Source organism: Klebsiella sp. Q2, from assembly GCF_009900705.1.
In the GTDB taxonomy this organism is placed as follows: domain Bacteria; phylum Pseudomonadota; class Gammaproteobacteria; order Enterobacterales; family Enterobacteriaceae; genus Klebsiella; species Klebsiella quasipneumoniae.
In genome coordinates this window covers 1,355,812-1,372,123 of the sequence record NZ_JAAABE010000001.1, presented here as the reverse complement: position 1 = coordinate 1,372,123, position 16,312 = coordinate 1,355,812, and the positions used below count along the sequence as shown (strand labels likewise).

Below are 16,312 nucleotides of genomic sequence, written 5' to 3'. Positions count from 1 at the left end.
CGCTCTTAGTGCATCATCATGTTGTAGTTCAGGTTCCACATAATCCAGATGGAGCCGACAACCACGATCGCAATGATGATTACGGTGAAGATAAATGCGGTCAGGTTCCAGCCTTCATCGGACTTGCTGTTCATATGCAGGAAGTACACGAGGTGTACCACGATCTGCACCACAGCGGTCACCAGAATGGTGCCAAGGATAACCGCATGCGAGGCGGAGCCACTCATCACCATGGCGAACGGAATGACCGTCAGGATGATGGACAGGATAAATCCTGTCATGTAGCTCTTCACGCTGCCGTGAGAAGCGCCGCTATGATCGGTAGAATGACTCATTACATCGCCCCCATCAGATAGACAACCGAGAACACGCAGATCCACACCACGTCCAGGAAGTGCCAGAACAGGCTCAGGCACAGGATACGGGTGCGGTTAGTGCTGGTCAGGCCACGACGTGAAACCTGGAACATCAGCACCGCCATCCAGATAAGACCGGAGGTCACGTGCAGACCGTGGGTGCCGACCAGCGCGAAGAACGCGGACAGGAAGCCACTACGATCCGGACCAAAGCCTTCCATGATCAGGTGATGGAATTCATAGATTTCCATCCCGATAAATCCGGCGCCAAACAACCAGGTCAACGCCAGCCAGGAAACCACCTGGCTCTTGTTGTTTTTGTACATGGCGATAGCCGCCATGCCGTAGGTGATGGAGCTGAACAGCAGCAGTGCGGTTTCAACCAGAACGAACGGCAGTTCGAAAATATCTTTGCCAGTTGGTCCGCCGGCTGTGCCGTTCACCAGAACGGCATAGGTAGCAAACAGCGTAGCGAAGATAATGCAGTCGCTCATCAGGTAGATCCAGAAACCGAATACCTTCATCGGTCCTGTATCATGGTGCCCGTGTTCATGCGCGTGGGCAGTATGCGCAAGAGTATCAGTTGCCATTTTTCAGCCCTGCTTTGTTAATCTCATCGAAATGCTGTTTTTCCAGTTTTTCGACTTCTGCAACCGGTACGTAGTAATCCACGTCCTCGTCAAAGCTCTTAATAATCCAGGTCGCTACGATGCCGATGAAGCTGGCGATCGCCATCCACCAGATATGCCAGATCATGGCGAAACCAAATACCGTAGCGAAGGCGGCAATGACGATGCCGGCGCCGCTGTTCTTCGGCATATGAATTTCTTCATAGTGAGCAGGCTGTTTGTACGCTTCACCTTTCTCTTTCATTTCCCAGAAGGCGTCACGCTCGTGAACCTGAGGAACGATAGCGAAGTTGTAGAACGGCGGTGGAGAAGAGGTTGCCCACTCCAGCGTACGGCCACCCCATGGGTCACCGGTCAGGTCACGGTTCTGATCGCGGTCGCGAATAGAGACGTAGAACTGAATCAGCTGGCACAGGATACCGCAGGCGATCAGCGCCGCACCGCAAGCTGCAACAACCAGCATCGGGTGGAACTGCGGATCGATCTGCTGGCTCAGACGACGGGTCATCCCCATGAAGCCCAGCACGTACAGCGGCATAAACGCCACGAAGAAGCCGATGATCCAGAACCAGAAAGCGCGTTTGCCCCAGGTTTCGTTCAGGGTGAAGCCAAAGGCTTTCGGCCACCAGTAGGTCAGACCGGCGAAGCAACCGAACACCACACCGCCGATGATAACGTTATGGAAGTGCGCGATCAGGAACAGGCTGTTGTGCAGAACGAAGTCCGCGCCCGGTACCGCCAGCAGCACACCGGTCATCCCACCGACGGAGAAGGTGACGATAAAGCCGATAGTCCACATCATCGCCGAGTTGAAGACGATGCGGCCCTGATACATGGTGAACAGCCAGTTGAAGATCTTAACCCCGGTCGGGATCGCGATAATCATGGTGGTAATACCGAAGAAGGCGTTTACGTTCGCGCCAGCACCCATGGTGAAGAAGTGGTGCAGCCAAACGATGAACGACAGAACGGTAATACAGACGGTTGCCCACACCAGAGAGGTGTAACCGAACAGACGCTTACGCGAGAAGGTCGCGGCGATTTCGGAGAAGACCCCGAACACCGGCAGAACCAGGATGTACACTTCCGGGTGACCCCAGGCCCAAATCAGGTTGATGTACATCATCATGTTGCCACCCATATCGTTGGTAAAGAAATGGGTGCCCAGGTAACGATCCAGGGTCAGCAGCGCGATGGTGACGGTCAGAATTGGGAAAGAGGCGATAATCAGGATGTTAGCGCACAGAGATGCCCAGGAGAATACCGGCATCTTGAACATGGTCATGCCCGGGGCGCGCATCTTGATAATGGTCACGAAGAAGTTAATACCGGTCAGGGTAGTACCGATACCGGAGAGCTGCAGCGCCCAAATCCAGTAGTCGACCCCTACGCCAGGACTGTATTCAATTCCCGACAGCGGCGGATAAGCCAGCCAACCGGTCTGCGCGAACTCACCGACGCCCAGAGACAGGTTAACCAGAATCACGCCCACAACGGTGAACCAGAAGCTCAGGTTGTTGAGGAACGGGAAGGCTACGTCGCGTGCGCCGAGCTGAAGCGGAACCACCAGGTTCATCAGACCGATAACGAACGGCATCGCCACGAAGAAGATCATGATAACGCCGTGGGCGGTAAAGATCTGATCGTAGTGATGAGGCGGCAGGAAGCCTGCTTCCCCGGCCGAGGCCAGCACCTGCTGGCTACGCATCATGATGGCGTCCGCAAAGCCACGCAGCAGCATGACGATTGCCACGATAACGTACATGATACCGAGACGTTTGTGGTCGACAGAAGTCAGCCACTCGTTCCATAGGTAGGACCACTTACCGAAGTAAGTGATGGCTGCCAGAAGCGCCAGTCCCCCAATGATAATCGCAGCCACCGTTACCACGATAATAGGTTCGTGGTAGGGCACTGCATCCAGTGTAAGTTTTCCGAACATCGTTTTCTTCCTCGGCCCCTTAGTGAGCGGTTTCCGCGTGGCTCATGTCCATGCCTTCCATCCCGTCGTGAGCGGCATGCTCGCCTTCAGGTTTGGACATGTTCATGCTCTCGTGAGACATGAATTTGTTCACAACATCTTTGAACAGATCCGGTTTCACGTTAGAGAAGTATTCCACTTTGTTGTATTCGCTAGGCACAGCCACTTTCTCGAACGCGGCCATAGAGTCCATGGCGTTCGGAGACTGTTTCGCTTTTTCAACCCACTGATCGAAAGTTGCACGATCCGGGGTAGCAATCGCTTTGAACTTCATACCAGAGAAGCCCGGGCCACTGTAGCTAGCGGAGATACCGTCATAAGTACCAGCTTCGTCAGCAATGAGGTGCAGCTGAGTCTGCATCCCGGCCATTGCGTAGATCTGGCTGCCTAAGCGCGGAATAAAGAACGAGTTCATCACCGAGTTAGAGGTCACTTTGAAGTGTACCGGTACGTTCGCCGGGAAGGCGATTTCGTTAACGGTAGCAATACCCTGTTCCGGATAGATAAAGAACCATTTCCAGTCCATCGATACGACTTCGATGGTGATTGGTTTCTCGTCATGGACAAGCGGTTTGCTTGGCTCCAGTGCGTGAGTGGTTTTCCAGGTCAGAACGGCCAGGAACAGGATGATCAGAATAGGTACCGTCCAGACCACAGCTTCCACTTTATTGGAGTGTGACCAGTTCGGGCTATACTTCGCATCTTTATTGCTCGCGCGATACTTCCAGGCAAATCCTACTGCCATCAAGACGGCCGGAATAACGACAATCATCATCAGGCCGAAGGCCGTCAGAATCAAAGAGCGTTGCTCCAGTCCAATCTGTCCTTTTGGGTCAAGGAGTGCAGAATCACAACCACTGAGTAATACAGTACCTGCGATTAATGACATCCATCCCAAACTTTTATTGTATTTCCTGAGTCTCATTGAACGACCTCAATTCCACGGGATCTGGTGGCGTTTAAAGTGTATGGGCATTTTACGGTAAGGTTGCATTACTGTAAACATGATTGGATCTCTGTCAGTTCTGTGTTAGCGGCTTCTGCTTGGTTTGTCACATATGTTACGTAGTGTTACGTAATCGCTTGCAAAGCCTGATTTTCGTGGGATCGATAACGAAAGAGATAAGAAAAGGTGTACTTAGCGGCGAATGGGCATAACCACCCAAAAATTAGAACAATTGTTTAACATTTAATTATCAAATAAAAGACATTGTGGAAACGTGAAATAAAAACGGCGTAGCTGAATCGGTTAAATTTTTTAAAGAATCGAATGAAAACTGTCAATAATTTCCAGAAAACAAAAACGCACAAAACAACAAATAGCGCGGCGGGCAATATAAAAGCGTTAATAAGCCGTTATAATTACGTTTCGTAATTACAACGGCTAATAATGATGCAGCGTCCTTAAATCAGGTGGGTTTTACGCAGCGCCAGGTAGTCGAGCAGGCCGCCGAACAAAATACCGCCAACGGCGGTCAGCGCGGCAACTTCCAGCAGGCCGGACAGGAAGCTGAACGACGTATAATCCAGCGCGTTGAGGATCAGCAGACCCAGCCATACCGCCAGCAGCAGGCAGCCCAGCGTCAGGATCCCCAGCGCCAGCGCATAGGCCCGCGGATATTCGCTACGCGGCATAAAGCTTGCCGTGCGTTGGGTATGCTCGAGCGTTTGTCGGCACAGCAGCAGCAGCGCGATCCCCGGCACCGCCGCGACCACGGAGAAGAGATAGAAAGTGGACCAGCCGTGGGCCTCGACAAACCAGCCGGCAATCGGCCCGACGTACACGCGGCCAACCGCGGACAGCGCCGAGAGCAGCGCGAACTGGGTGGCGGAGAACGACTTGTTGCACAGCGTCATCAGCAGCGCCACAAACGCCGCCGTCCCCATTCCCCCGCACAGATTTTCAAAGAATACCGCGGTCGCCATGGAATAGAGGTGCTTATCGGTAATCGACAGCAGCCAGTAGCCGGCGTTGGAAACCCCCTGCAGCAGACCGAAGATCAGCAGCGCCCGGAACAGCGTCAATCGCTGCATCAGGACGCCGCCGTACAGGGCGCCAAGAATGGTGGCGAACAGGCCTAAGGTTTTGTTCACCATTCCCACCTCGCCGGCGTCAAAACCGACGCCGCGGATGAGAAAGGTGGTGGTCAGACTCATGGCAAACGCATCGCCAAGCTTATAAAGAACGATGAGCAGCAGAATCAGCCAGGCGTTGTTACGGCCGAAAAAATCTCGCAGCGGTTCAGCTACCGCCTGCTCCAGCGACCGGGGAACCGGGATAACGTCGCTTGGCTCGGGCGCCAGCAGCGTGGCGATGATGCAGGGCACCAGCAGCGCCGCCATCAGCCAGTACATGCCCTGCCAGCCGAGATAGCGGTCGGCGATCCACAGGGCCAGACCACCGGAGACCAGCATCCCGAGGCGATAGCCCAGCACGCTGATCGCGGCGCCAGCGCCGCGCTCTTCCGCTGGCAGAACGTCGGTTTTCCAGGCGTCAAAAACAATATCCTGCGACGCCGAACAGAAGGCGATCACTACCGCCAGCGCCGCCATCCAGCGCAGCTGGGAGGCAGGTTCGAGAAAACCCATCGCCGCGATGGCCAGCAGAAGCAGGACCTGGGTGGTCACCAACCAGCCGCGACGGCGCCCGAGAAACGGCGGCGTGTAGCGGTCCATCAGCGGGGACCAGAGGAATTTAAAGACATAGGCCTGGCCGACAAGCGAGAAAAAACCGATCGTTTTCAGATCGATGTTTTCCACCGTCATCCAGGCCTGCAGGGTACCGGAGGTGAGGGCCAGCGGCAGACCGGAGGCGAAGCCGAGGATCAGCAAAATCGCTGATTTAGGCTGCTGAAAAATGCGTAAGTAGTGACTGGACATAGCATAAAGCACGAACCCGGCGGAGGCCGGGTTCGTGGGGGCATTAACGCGCGTTTTGCTTGATGAAATCGTGGATGCTGGTGTCCTGCGCCATATCGGCGATGGTATCTGTCAGGACGCTGTTGACGGCATCAGCGATGTTTTTGTTCGAGGCCTGGAAGGCACCTTCTACCGAGTAGCTGGCGCGGTAGTTTTTGGTCATCTTCGTGCCGTTTGCCGCGGTGGCGATGATGGCGATATCGGCTTTGGTGGCGATGTTGTAGCGCACGTTGCCCTGGGAGACGTCAGCGTAGAGTTTGTTGACGATGATCTGCAGATCGACTGCGCCGTTCGGGCCAATCATGTAGCCGCGCGCGGTCATTTGTTTCTCCAGCACTTCCTGCAGCAGGAAGCGCAGATCGCGGGAGGCGGTAAGGGTGACCTGTTGGTTGTCGCGCGTCACTTTCGCCAGCGCCTGGTCCGGACGCTGGTCGGCGCCGTTGATGCTGACGGTCACGCCCATCAGGCTAGGATCCTGCTGCGGCAGCGTGATTTTCGGCGATACTTCAATGGTGGTCGGCGGCGTGGCGCATCCTGCCAGCATAAACATGGCGACCAACGGGAAAAGGATCTTCTTAAGCATGTTCAGGTCTCAACGCATGGTGTTGTTATAAGGAAAATTACCGCCATCATAGCATTGCCAACGGCAAGGGGAAGTGGCAACGCGTGTAAATCCATCGCCCTGGCGGTTTTCTGAGCGTCCCGCCACGGTTAATCGCTCTTTCCCCGGCGGATCTGGCGACCAGAGCCAGTAAACGTGATACTTTTGAATGAAAATATCAGAACAATGCTAATTTTTTGTTGTTTTCTCCTAATGGAAGCGGTAAAAGCGGCTAACATTTAAATGGAGTGGCGGCATCTCAGCGTTGTCGGAGGAGAAAATTCATGATGATACGTGAACAGATCGAAGCAAAACTTAGAGCAGCGTTCGACCCGATGTATCTCGAAGTCGTGGATGAAAGTTATCGTCACAACGTCCCTGCGGGCTCTGAAAGTCATTTTAAAGTGGTGTTAGTGAGCGATCGCTTCACTGGCGAGCGTTTCCTTAATCGCCACCGTATGATCTACGGCACGCTAACCGAGGAGCTGTCGAATACGGTGCACGCCCTGGCGCTGCACACCTACACGATTAAAGAATGGGAAGCGCTACAGGATACGGTTTTCGCCTCGCCGCCGTGCCGCGGCGCGGGGAGCATCGCCTAGAAATCCCATTTGCAACCGCTGGCGCTTTTCCAGTATGTTGCTTGCAGATTTAGCAAAAACGGCCTACGGGCCGTTTTGTTTTGCCTGGAAAATGCGCAAACTCAGCGCTTTTGCGGACAAAATTGAGCGGGAAATGTGAAAAATGCCGCAGCACCAGGCGACAACCGTTCTCGACTCACAAAAGTGATGCCGCTATAATGCCGCGTCTTATATATGAATGTCTTCGGGATGATTCTGACGACAGGGAATGTGTTTCTGATTTGAAGAGGGCATCCCGGTTCTGCGAAGCCACCTACACGCGCTTCCAGAGTTGACCGAGCACTGTGATTTTTTTGAGGTAACAAGATGCAAGTTTCAGTTGAAACCACTCAGGGCCTTGGGCGCCGTGTAACGATTACTATCGCCGCTGACAGCATCGAGAATGCTGTCAAAAGCGAGCTGGTCAACGTAGCGAAAAAAGTTCGCATTGACGGCTTCCGTAAAGGCAAAGTGCCGATGAATGTTGTTGCTCAGCGCTATGGCGCTTCCGTTCGTCAGGACGTGCTGGGCGACCTGATGAGCCGTCATTTCGTTGACGCGATCATCAAAGAAAAAATCAATCCGGCCGGCGCGCCGAACTACGTTCCGGGCGAATACAAACTGGGTGAAGACTTCACCTACGCGGTAGAGTTCGAAGTGTATCCGGAAGTTGAACTGCAGGGTCTGGAAGCGATCGAAGTAGAAAAACCGGTTGTTGAAGTGACCGACGCTGACGTTGACACCATGCTGGAAACCCTGCGCAAGCAGCAGGCAACCTGGAAAGAAAAAGAAGGCGCGGTTGACGCTGAAGATCGCGTAACCATCGACTTCACCGGTTCCGTAGATGGTGAAGAGTTCGAAGGCGGCAAAGCTTCTGACTTCGTACTGGCGATGGGCCAGGGTCGCATGATCCCGGGCTTCGAAGACGGTATCAAAGGCCACAAAGCGGGTGACGAGTTCACCATCGACGTGACCTTCCCGGAAGAATACCACGCAGAAAACCTGAAAGGTAAAGCGGCTAAGTTCGTTATCAACCTGAAGAAAGTTGAAGAACGTGAACTGCCGGAGCTGACCGAAGAATTCATCAAACGTTTCGGCGTGGAAGATGGTTCCGTCGCTGGCCTGCGCGCTGAAGTGCGTAAAAACATGGAACGCGAGCTGAAAGGCGCTGTGCGTAACCGCGTGAAGTCTCAGGCTATCGAAGGTCTGGTTAAAGCTAACGACATCGACGTTCCGGCAGCTCTGATCGACAGCGAAATCGACGTGCTGCGTCGCCAGGCTGCTCAGCGTTTCGGTGGCAACGAGAAACAGGCTCTGGAACTGCCGCGCGAACTGTTCGAAGAGCAGGCTAAACGCCGCGTAGTGGTTGGCCTGCTGCTGGGCGAAGTGATTCGCACCAACGAGCTGAAAGCTGACGAAGAGCGCGTGAAAGGCCTGATCGAAGAGATGGCTTCTGCTTACGAAGATCCGTCAGAAGTGGTTGAGTTCTACAGCAAGAACAAAGAGCTGATGGACAACATGCGCAACGTGGCGCTGGAAGAGCAGGCTGTTGAAGCCGTGCTGGCGAAAGCCAAAGTGTCTGAAAAAGCCACTTCCTTCAACGAACTGATGAACCAGCAGGCGTAATTTCGCCGCGATTGTTCAAGGTTCGGGCAAAAACCCGTTGCCGAAAGGCGGCGGGTTTTTTTTTAGGATAATGATAGCCTCAGGCACGGGGCTAAAACGCATTTACCATGATAGCGTTACAGCAAAAGCTTGTTATGCTTGAAATATGGCAACGCCATCCCCATTACCGGGGGAGGCAACTGCATCCGCAATCGCACGCGTGTTGAAGAGGCGGTGACGCGTTCAGCGGATAGAAACTGTGGCTGATAATCCGTCCGTAAGGTTACAATCAGTGCAGCAGGTATTTTAAAATTACTCCAGGAGACGGAAATGTCATACAGTGGCGAACGAGACAACTTTGCACCCCATATGGCCCTGGTGCCGATGGTCATTGAACAGACCTCACGCGGTGAACGTTCTTTTGATATCTACTCCCGTCTGCTTAAGGAACGCGTCATTTTTCTGACCGGCCAGGTCGAAGACCACATGGCAAACCTGATCGTGGCGCAGATGCTGTTTCTGGAAGCGGAAAACCCGGAAAAAGACATTTACCTGTACATTAACTCTCCGGGCGGGGTGATCACCGCCGGGATGTCGATTTATGACACCATGCAGTTCATCAAGCCGGACGTCAGCACCATCTGTATGGGCCAGGCCGCGTCCATGGGCGCGTTCCTGCTGACCGCCGGGGCGAAGGGCAAGCGTTTCTGCCTGCCGAACTCCCGCGTGATGATCCACCAGCCGCTGGGCGGCTATCAGGGGCAGGCGACGGATATTGAGATCCACGCCCGTGAAATCCTGAAGGTGAAAGGACGCATGAATGAGCTGATGGCGCATCATACCGGCCAGTCTCTTGAGCAGATTGAGCGTGACACCGAGCGTGACCGCTTCCTGTCTGCTGCGGAAGCCGTGGAGTACGGACTGGTCGACTCTATTTTGACCCATCGTAATTGATGCCCTGGGCGTAAGGGTGCCGCTTTACGCTTCATCCTTCTCGCCACGTTTGCTGAGCGGTTGGCATTTTTCCGGACGCTTGCCGGGCAGGCAGGCGGCTGGTCGCTTCGCTACCGCCGCGATGTAGCGCGAAGGATTTTGTGTATATACTAATGAAGGGCGGCACAACGCTATATGGCGGCTTGCGCCTGAGAATGGCATTTGCGTCGTCGTGTGCGGCACAAAGAACTTAAAAAGAGGTTTGGACTCATGACAGATAAACGCAAAGATGGATCGGGCAAATTGTTGTATTGCTCTTTTTGCGGCAAAAGCCAGCATGAAGTGCGTAAGCTGATCGCCGGGCCATCCGTGTATATCTGCGACGAATGCGTTGATTTATGTAACGACATCATTCGCGAAGAGATTAAAGAAGTTGCGCCGCACCGCGAGCGCAGCGCGCTGCCGACGCCGCACGAGATTCGCCACCACCTTGATGACTACGTCATCGGTCAGGAACAGGCGAAAAAAGTGTTGGCGGTCGCGGTATACAACCACTACAAACGTCTGCGCAATGGCGATACCAGCAATGGCGTAGAGCTGGGTAAAAGTAACATCCTGCTGATCGGGCCGACCGGCTCCGGTAAAACGCTGCTGGCGGAAACGCTGGCGCGCCTGCTGGATGTGCCGTTTACCATGGCGGACGCCACCACCCTGACCGAAGCCGGTTATGTGGGTGAGGACGTCGAAAATATCATTCAGAAACTGCTGCAGAAGTGCGATTACGACGTGCAGAAAGCGCAGCGCGGCATCGTCTATATCGACGAAATCGACAAAATTTCGCGTAAGTCCGATAACCCGTCGATTACTCGCGATGTCTCCGGCGAAGGCGTGCAGCAGGCGCTGCTGAAGCTCATCGAAGGCACCGTCGCCGCCGTTCCACCGCAGGGCGGGCGTAAACACCCGCAGCAGGAGTTCCTGCAGGTTGATACTTCCAAGATCCTGTTTATCTGCGGCGGCGCGTTTGCCGGTCTGGACAAAGTGATTTCCCACCGTGTGGAAACCGGCTCCGGCATTGGTTTTGGCGCGACGGTGAAAGCGAAGTCCGACAAAGCGAGCGAAGGCGAGCTGCTGGCCCAGGTCGAGCCGGAAGATCTGATCAAGTTTGGTTTGATTCCGGAATTCATCGGCCGTCTGCCGGTCGTGGCGACCCTGAACGAGCTGAGCGAAGAAGCGCTGATCCAGATCCTGAAAGAGCCGAAAAACGCCCTGACCAAGCAGTATCAGGCGCTGTTTAGCCTTGAAGGCGCAGAGCTTGAATTCCGCGACGAAGCGCTGGATGCCATCGCCAAGAAAGCGATGGCGCGTAAAACCGGCGCCCGTGGCCTGCGTTCCATTGTGGAAGCGGCGCTGCTGGACACCATGTATGATCTGCCTTCGATGGAAGATGTCGAAAAAGTGGTCATTGATGAGTCGGTTATCGCCGGTCAGAGCAAACCGCTGCTGATCTACGGCAAACCGGAAGCGCAGCAGGCATCTGGCGAATAATTAGCCATTTCACTCAAGCAGTTAACAAAAAGGGGGGATTTTATCTCCCCTTTTATTTTTCCTGCATTCCCGCCGTTGAATGTGTGGAATACATCCCCATATACTGGATTACATATTAACGACGATGCAGTGGAGTGTGGCGTCGTCGGCTACCTGGCGGACTTTAAACTAAGAGAGAGCTCTATGAATCCTGAGCGTTCTGAACGCATTGAAATCCCCGTATTGCCGTTGCGCGATGTGGTGGTTTATCCGCACATGGTCATACCCCTGTTCGTAGGGCGGGAAAAATCTATCCGTTGCCTCGAAGCGGCCATGGACCATGATAAAAAAATCATGCTGGTTGCGCAGAAAGAAGCGTCGACGGATGAGCCGGGTGTAAACGATCTTTTCACCGTTGGAACCGTGGCGTCTATTTTGCAGATGCTGAAGCTGCCAGACGGCACCGTGAAGGTGCTGGTCGAAGGGCTACAGCGTGCACGCATTTCTGCGCTGTCTGATAATGGCGAGCATTTCTCGGCGAAAGCGGAGTATCTCGACTCGCCGGCGATTGACGAACGTGAGCAGGAAGTGCTGGTTCGTACCGCTATCAGCCAGTTTGAAGGCTATATCAAGCTGAATAAGAAGATTCCACCGGAAGTGCTGACGTCGCTGAACAGCATCGACGATCCGGCGCGCCTGGCGGATACCATCGCGGCGCATATGCCGCTGAAGCTGGCGGACAAGCAGTCCGTGCTTGAGATGTCCGACGTCAACGAACGTCTGGAATATCTGATGGCGATGATGGAATCGGAAATCGATCTGCTGCAGGTTGAGAAGCGCATTCGCAACCGCGTCAAAAAGCAGATGGAGAAATCCCAGCGCGAGTACTATCTGAACGAGCAAATGAAAGCGATTCAGAAAGAACTCGGCGAGATGGACGACGCCCCGGACGAAAACGAAGCGCTGAAGCGCAAGATCGACGCGGCGAAAATGCCGAAAGAGGCGAAAGAGAAAACCGAAGCGGAACTGCAGAAGCTGAAGATGATGTCGCCGATGTCTGCGGAAGCGACCGTCGTGCGTGGCTACATCGACTGGATGGTGCAGGTGCCGTGGAATGCGCGCAGTAAGGTCAAGAAAGACCTGCGTCAGGCCCAGGAGATCCTTGATACCGATCACTATGGTCTGGAGCGCGTGAAGGATCGCATCCTTGAGTATCTCGCGGTGCAGAGCCGGGTGAACAAAATCAAGGGGCCGATCCTCTGCCTGGTGGGACCGCCGGGGGTAGGTAAAACCTCGCTGGGGCAATCTATCGCCAAAGCGACCGGCCGGAAATACGTCCGCATGGCGCTGGGCGGCGTGCGCGATGAAGCGGAAATTCGCGGTCATCGTCGAACCTATATTGGCTCGATGCCGGGCAAACTGATCCAGAAAATGGCGAAAGTGGGGGTAAAAAACCCGCTGTTCCTGCTGGATGAGATTGACAAAATGTCTTCCGACATGCGCGGCGACCCGGCTTCTGCGTTGCTTGAGGTGCTGGATCCGGAACAGAACGTGGCCTTTAACGACCACTATCTGGAAGTGGATTACGATCTCAGCGACGTGATGTTCGTGGCGACTTCCAACTCCATGAACATTCCGGCGCCGCTGCTGGACCGTATGGAAGTGATTCGCCTCTCGGGTTACACCGAAGATGAAAAACTGAACATCGCCAAGCGTCACCTGCTGCCGAAGCAGATCGAACGCAACGCGCTGAAAAAAGGCGAACTGACCGTCGACGACAGCGCCATTATCGGCATTATTCGTTACTACACCCGTGAAGCGGGCGTTCGTAGCCTGGAGCGTGAAATCTCCAAGCTGTGCCGTAAGGCCGTTAAGCAGCTGTTGCTGGATAAATCGCTGAAACACATCGAAATTAATGGTGAGAATCTGCATGATTATCTCGGCGTGCAGCGCTTCGACTATGGCCGCGCCGATAGCGAGAACCGCGTCGGTCAGGTGACCGGTCTGGCGTGGACGGAAGTGGGCGGCGATCTGCTGACCATCGAAACCGCCTGCGTACCGGGCAAAGGCAAACTGACCTACACCGGATCGCTGGGCGAGGTGATGCAGGAGTCGATTCAGGCTGCGCTGACCGTGGTACGTTCGCGGGCGGACAAGCTGGGCATTAACGCCGACTTCTACGAGAAGCGTGATATTCACGTCCACGTACCGGAAGGGGCGACGCCGAAGGACGGTCCGAGCGCGGGGATTGCCATGTGTACGGCGCTGGTCTCCTGCCTGACCGGCAACCCGGTACGCGCCGATGTGGCGATGACCGGGGAGATTACGCTGCGTGGACAGGTGCTGCCGATCGGCGGTCTGAAGGAAAAACTGCTGGCGGCGCATCGCGGCGGTATTAAGACTGTTCTGATTCCTGATGAGAACAAACGCGACCTTGAAGAAATTCCGGATAACGTTATCGCTGATTTGGATATCCATCCGGTGAAACGAATCGAGGAAGTTCTGACACTTGCGCTGCAAAACGAACCGTTTGGCATGCAGGTTGTGACCGCGAAATAGTGATTCTGCGCAAATTGCGCTAATAAAAATAGGGCTGGTAAGTCATTTCGGACTTGCCAGCCTTTTTTTGTGTAGCTAACTTAGATCGCTGGCAGGGGGGTCATCGACAACTGCTGTTGTAAGGGCATGACAGTCCTGATATAACTGCTGCGCGGTCGCACTATGAAGGACTCTGGTGCGATATAAATTATAAAGAGAGGAAGAGAACAGTGAATAAATCTCAACTGATTGACAAAATTGCTGCGGGTGCGGACATTTCTAAAGCTGCAGCTGGACGTGCGTTAGATGCTTTAATCGCTTCTGTTACTGAATCTCTGCAGGCTGGGGATGACGTTGCGCTGGTAGGTTTCGGTACCTTTGCTGTTAAAGAACGTGCCGCCCGTACTGGTCGCAACCCACAAACAGGTAAAGAAATTACTATCGCTGCCGCAAAAGTGCCGGGCTTCCGTGCTGGTAAAGCGCTGAAAGACGCGGTGAACTGATCGGCTTTCCCGTCAGGGAATGTGACGAAGTACAAGGGCGCATCGTGAGATGTGCCTTTTTTATTGCCTTTTCAGACCACTTTATGTGTGTTTATCGCCACTTGTGGGCTGACAATCACCCTGTTTTCTTGTCAAAATACGTCCTCACGCGCGGCGGCCATCACGTGCTATGCTGCGCGAGCTAAAGTCATCTACAGCGGAGCGTTGTTACACCATGATGGACAACCTACGCACGGCCGCCAACAGCGTCGTGCTCAAGATTATTTTCGGTATCATTATCGTCTCGTTCATTTTGACCGGGGTGAGTGGTTACCTGATTGGCGGTGGCAAAAACTATGCCGCAAAAGTGAATGGCCAGGAGATTGGCCGTGGGCAGTTTGAAAACGCCGTCGCCAGCGAACGTAACCGTATGCAGCAGCAGCTTGGCGACCAGTTCTCCGAGCTGGCGGCGAACGAAAACTACATGAAAACCATGCGCCAGCAGGTGCTGAACCGCCTGATTGATGAGTCGCTTCTGGATCAGTATGCCCGCGAGCTGGGCCTCAGCATCAGCGATGAGCAGGTGAAGCAGGCGATCTTCCAGACCCAGGCGTTCCAGACGAACGGTAAGTTCGACAACCAGCGCTTCAGCGGTATTGTCGCCCAGATGGGGATGACCACCGATCAGTACGCCCAGGCGCTGCGTAACCAGCTGACCACGCAGCAGCTGATTAACGCCATTGCGGGTACCGACTTCATGCTGCCCGGCGAGTCCGATCAGCTGGCGGCGCTGGTGTCTCAGCAGCGTGTCGTTCGCGAAGCGACCATCAACGTCAACGCCCTGGCGGAAAAACAGACCGCCAGCGATGAGGAAATCAACGCTTTCTGGCAGCAGAATCAGGCCCGTTTTATGGCGCCGGAGCAGTTCCGCGTGAGCTACATCAAGATGGATGCCGCCAGCATGCAGGAAAACGCCTCTGACGAAGAAATTCAATCATGGTATGACCAGCACAAAGATCAGTTCACTCAGCCGCAGCGTAATCGCTACAGCGTGATTCAGACTAAAACTGAAGCTGATGCGAAAGCGGTACTGGCCGAGCTGCAAAAAGGCGCCGATTTCGCCACGCTGGCAAAAGAAAAATCGACCGATATTATCTCTGCCCGCAACGGCGGCGATATGGGGTGGATGGAAGATGCCTCTACCGTGCCTGAGCTGAAAGACGCCGGCCTGAAAGAGAAAGGCCAGCTCTCCGGGGTGATCAAATCCTCGGTTGGCTTCCTGGTGGCCCGTCTGGACGACGTCCAGCCGGCGCAGGTCAAGCCGCTGGCTGACGTGCGCAATGACATTGCGGCGAAAGTGAAGCAGGAGAAAGCGCTGGATGCTTACTATGCGCTGCAGCAGAAGGTGAGCGATGCGGCCAGCAACGATAATGAATCGCTGGCGGGCGCGGCGCAGGTCGCCGGACTGCAGGTGGTGGAAACCGGCTGGTTTGGCCGCGATAACCTGCCGGAAGAGCTGAACTTTAAACCGGTCGCTGACGCTATCTTCAACGGCGGTCTGGTCGGTGTGAACGGCGCGCCGGGCAGCAACTCCGACATCATTACCGTTGACGGCGATCGCGCCTTTGTTCTGCGTATCAGCGAGCACAAAGCCGAGGCGGTGAAACCGCTGGCCGAAGTGAAGGCGCAGGTTAGCGATATCGTTAAGCACAATAAAGCGGAACAGCAGGCGAAGCGGGATGCCGATAAGCTGCTGGCGGCGCTGAAAGACGGCAAAGGCGATGAGGCGATGAAGGCGGCTGGCCTGAGCTTTGGCGCACCGCAGACGCTTTCCCGTACCGGCCAGGATCCGCTGAGCCAGCTGGCATTTACTCTGCCGCTGCCGCAGCAGGGCAAACCGGTCTATGGCGTTGGCAGCAACATGCAAGGCGATGTGGTGCTGGTGGCGCTCGATGAAGTGAAAGCAGGCAGCATGCCGGAAGAGCAGAAGAAGGCTATGGTTCAGGGGATTACCCAGAACAATGCCCAAATCGCTTTCGAAGCGCTGATGAGCAACCTGCGCAAGGCGGCGAAAATTAAGCTGGGCGACAGCATCGACCAGCAGCAGTAATTTCGCGTCGTTTC

General features: G+C 54.7%; 13 protein-coding genes. 7 read left to right on the top strand and 6 right to left on the bottom strand.

The genetic code is table 11. The features are described 5' to 3' along the window. Window positions 1-5: 5 nt before the first annotated feature. From GT756_RS06670 to GT756_RS06645, 6 genes are all read right to left on the bottom strand, one after another. Entirely contained in the window at window positions 6-335 is a 330-nt protein-coding gene (locus tag GT756_RS06670; protein ID WP_002891634.1) for a cytochrome o ubiquinol oxidase subunit IV, read from the bottom strand. Continuing rightward, window positions 335-946 carry a cytochrome o ubiquinol oxidase subunit III gene (locus tag GT756_RS06665; protein ID WP_002891635.1) on the bottom strand — a complete coding sequence of 204 codons (612 nt, stop codon included), beginning with the start codon at window positions 944-946 and terminating at the stop codon, window positions 335-337. The genes GT756_RS06670 and GT756_RS06665 overlap by 1 nt, the downstream gene beginning before the upstream one ends. Then, on the bottom strand, window positions 936-2,927 hold the full coding sequence (gene cyoB / locus GT756_RS06660) for a cytochrome o ubiquinol oxidase subunit I (RefSeq protein ID WP_004204804.1): 1,992 nt from the start codon (window positions 2,925-2,927) through the stop codon (window positions 936-938). Before cyoB ends, GT756_RS06665 begins: the two co-directional genes overlap by 11 nt. A 19-nt stretch (window positions 2,928-2,946) precedes the next feature. Then, window positions 2,947-3,891 carry a cytochrome o ubiquinol oxidase subunit II gene (gene cyoA, locus GT756_RS06655; protein WP_004204802.1) on the bottom strand — a complete coding sequence of 315 codons (945 nt, stop codon included), beginning with the start codon at window positions 3,889-3,891 and terminating at the stop codon, window positions 2,947-2,949. Window positions 3,892-4,370: 479 nt separating this feature from the next. Continuing rightward, window positions 4,371-5,846, bottom strand: coding sequence for a muropeptide MFS transporter AmpG (gene ampG / locus GT756_RS06650; protein ID WP_064178006.1), 1,476 nt, complete (start codon window positions 5,844-5,846; stop codon window positions 4,371-4,373). 43 nt (window positions 5,847-5,889) lie between these two features. After that, the gene (locus tag GT756_RS06645; protein ID WP_004204800.1) at window positions 5,890-6,468 is read right to left on the bottom strand and encodes a lipoprotein; all 579 of its coding nucleotides are present in this window, start codon (window positions 6,466-6,468) and stop codon (window positions 5,890-5,892) included. Between the two features lie 302 nt (window positions 6,469-6,770). Between GT756_RS06645 and bolA the strand changes: the two genes are divergently transcribed. The 7 genes from bolA (at window position 6,771) to ppiD (ending at window position 16,298) form a co-directional block, all read left to right on the top strand. Beyond that, a complete protein-coding gene (bolA, locus tag GT756_RS06640) occupies window positions 6,771-7,088 on the top strand; it encodes a transcriptional regulator BolA (protein ID WP_002891649.1) in 318 nt (105 codons plus the stop codon). Between the two features lie 345 nt (window positions 7,089-7,433). Then, on the top strand, window positions 7,434-8,732 hold the full coding sequence (gene tig, locus GT756_RS06630; RefSeq protein ID WP_004204798.1) for a trigger factor: 1,299 nt from the start codon (window positions 7,434-7,436) through the stop codon (window positions 8,730-8,732). Between the two features lie 309 nt (window positions 8,733-9,041). Next, window positions 9,042-9,665 (top strand): ATP-dependent Clp endopeptidase proteolytic subunit ClpP, encoded by a 624-nt coding sequence (gene clpP / locus GT756_RS06625; RefSeq protein WP_002891804.1) that lies wholly within the window; start codon window positions 9,042-9,044, stop codon window positions 9,663-9,665. A gap of 249 nt (window positions 9,666-9,914) precedes the next feature. Further along, window positions 9,915-11,189 (top strand): ATP-dependent protease ATP-binding subunit ClpX, encoded by a 1,275-nt coding sequence (clpX, locus tag GT756_RS06620; protein WP_002891807.1) that lies wholly within the window; start codon window positions 9,915-9,917, stop codon window positions 11,187-11,189. Window positions 11,190-11,372: 183 nt separating this feature from the next. Further along, complete coding sequence (lon, locus tag GT756_RS06615; RefSeq protein WP_004151336.1) at window positions 11,373-13,727, top strand: endopeptidase La; 2,355 nt, start codon at window positions 11,373-11,375, stop codon at window positions 13,725-13,727. Between the two features lie 209 nt (window positions 13,728-13,936). Further along, the gene (gene hupB, locus GT756_RS06610) at window positions 13,937-14,209 is read left to right on the top strand and encodes a nucleoid-associated protein HU-beta (protein ID WP_002444653.1); all 273 of its coding nucleotides are present in this window, start codon (window positions 13,937-13,939) and stop codon (window positions 14,207-14,209) included. A 214-nt stretch (window positions 14,210-14,423) separates the two neighbouring features. Beyond that, the gene (gene ppiD / locus GT756_RS06605; RefSeq protein ID WP_043521447.1) at window positions 14,424-16,298 is read left to right on the top strand and encodes a peptidylprolyl isomerase; all 1,875 of its coding nucleotides are present in this window, start codon (window positions 14,424-14,426) and stop codon (window positions 16,296-16,298) included. Window positions 16,299-16,312 lie beyond the last annotated feature (14 nt).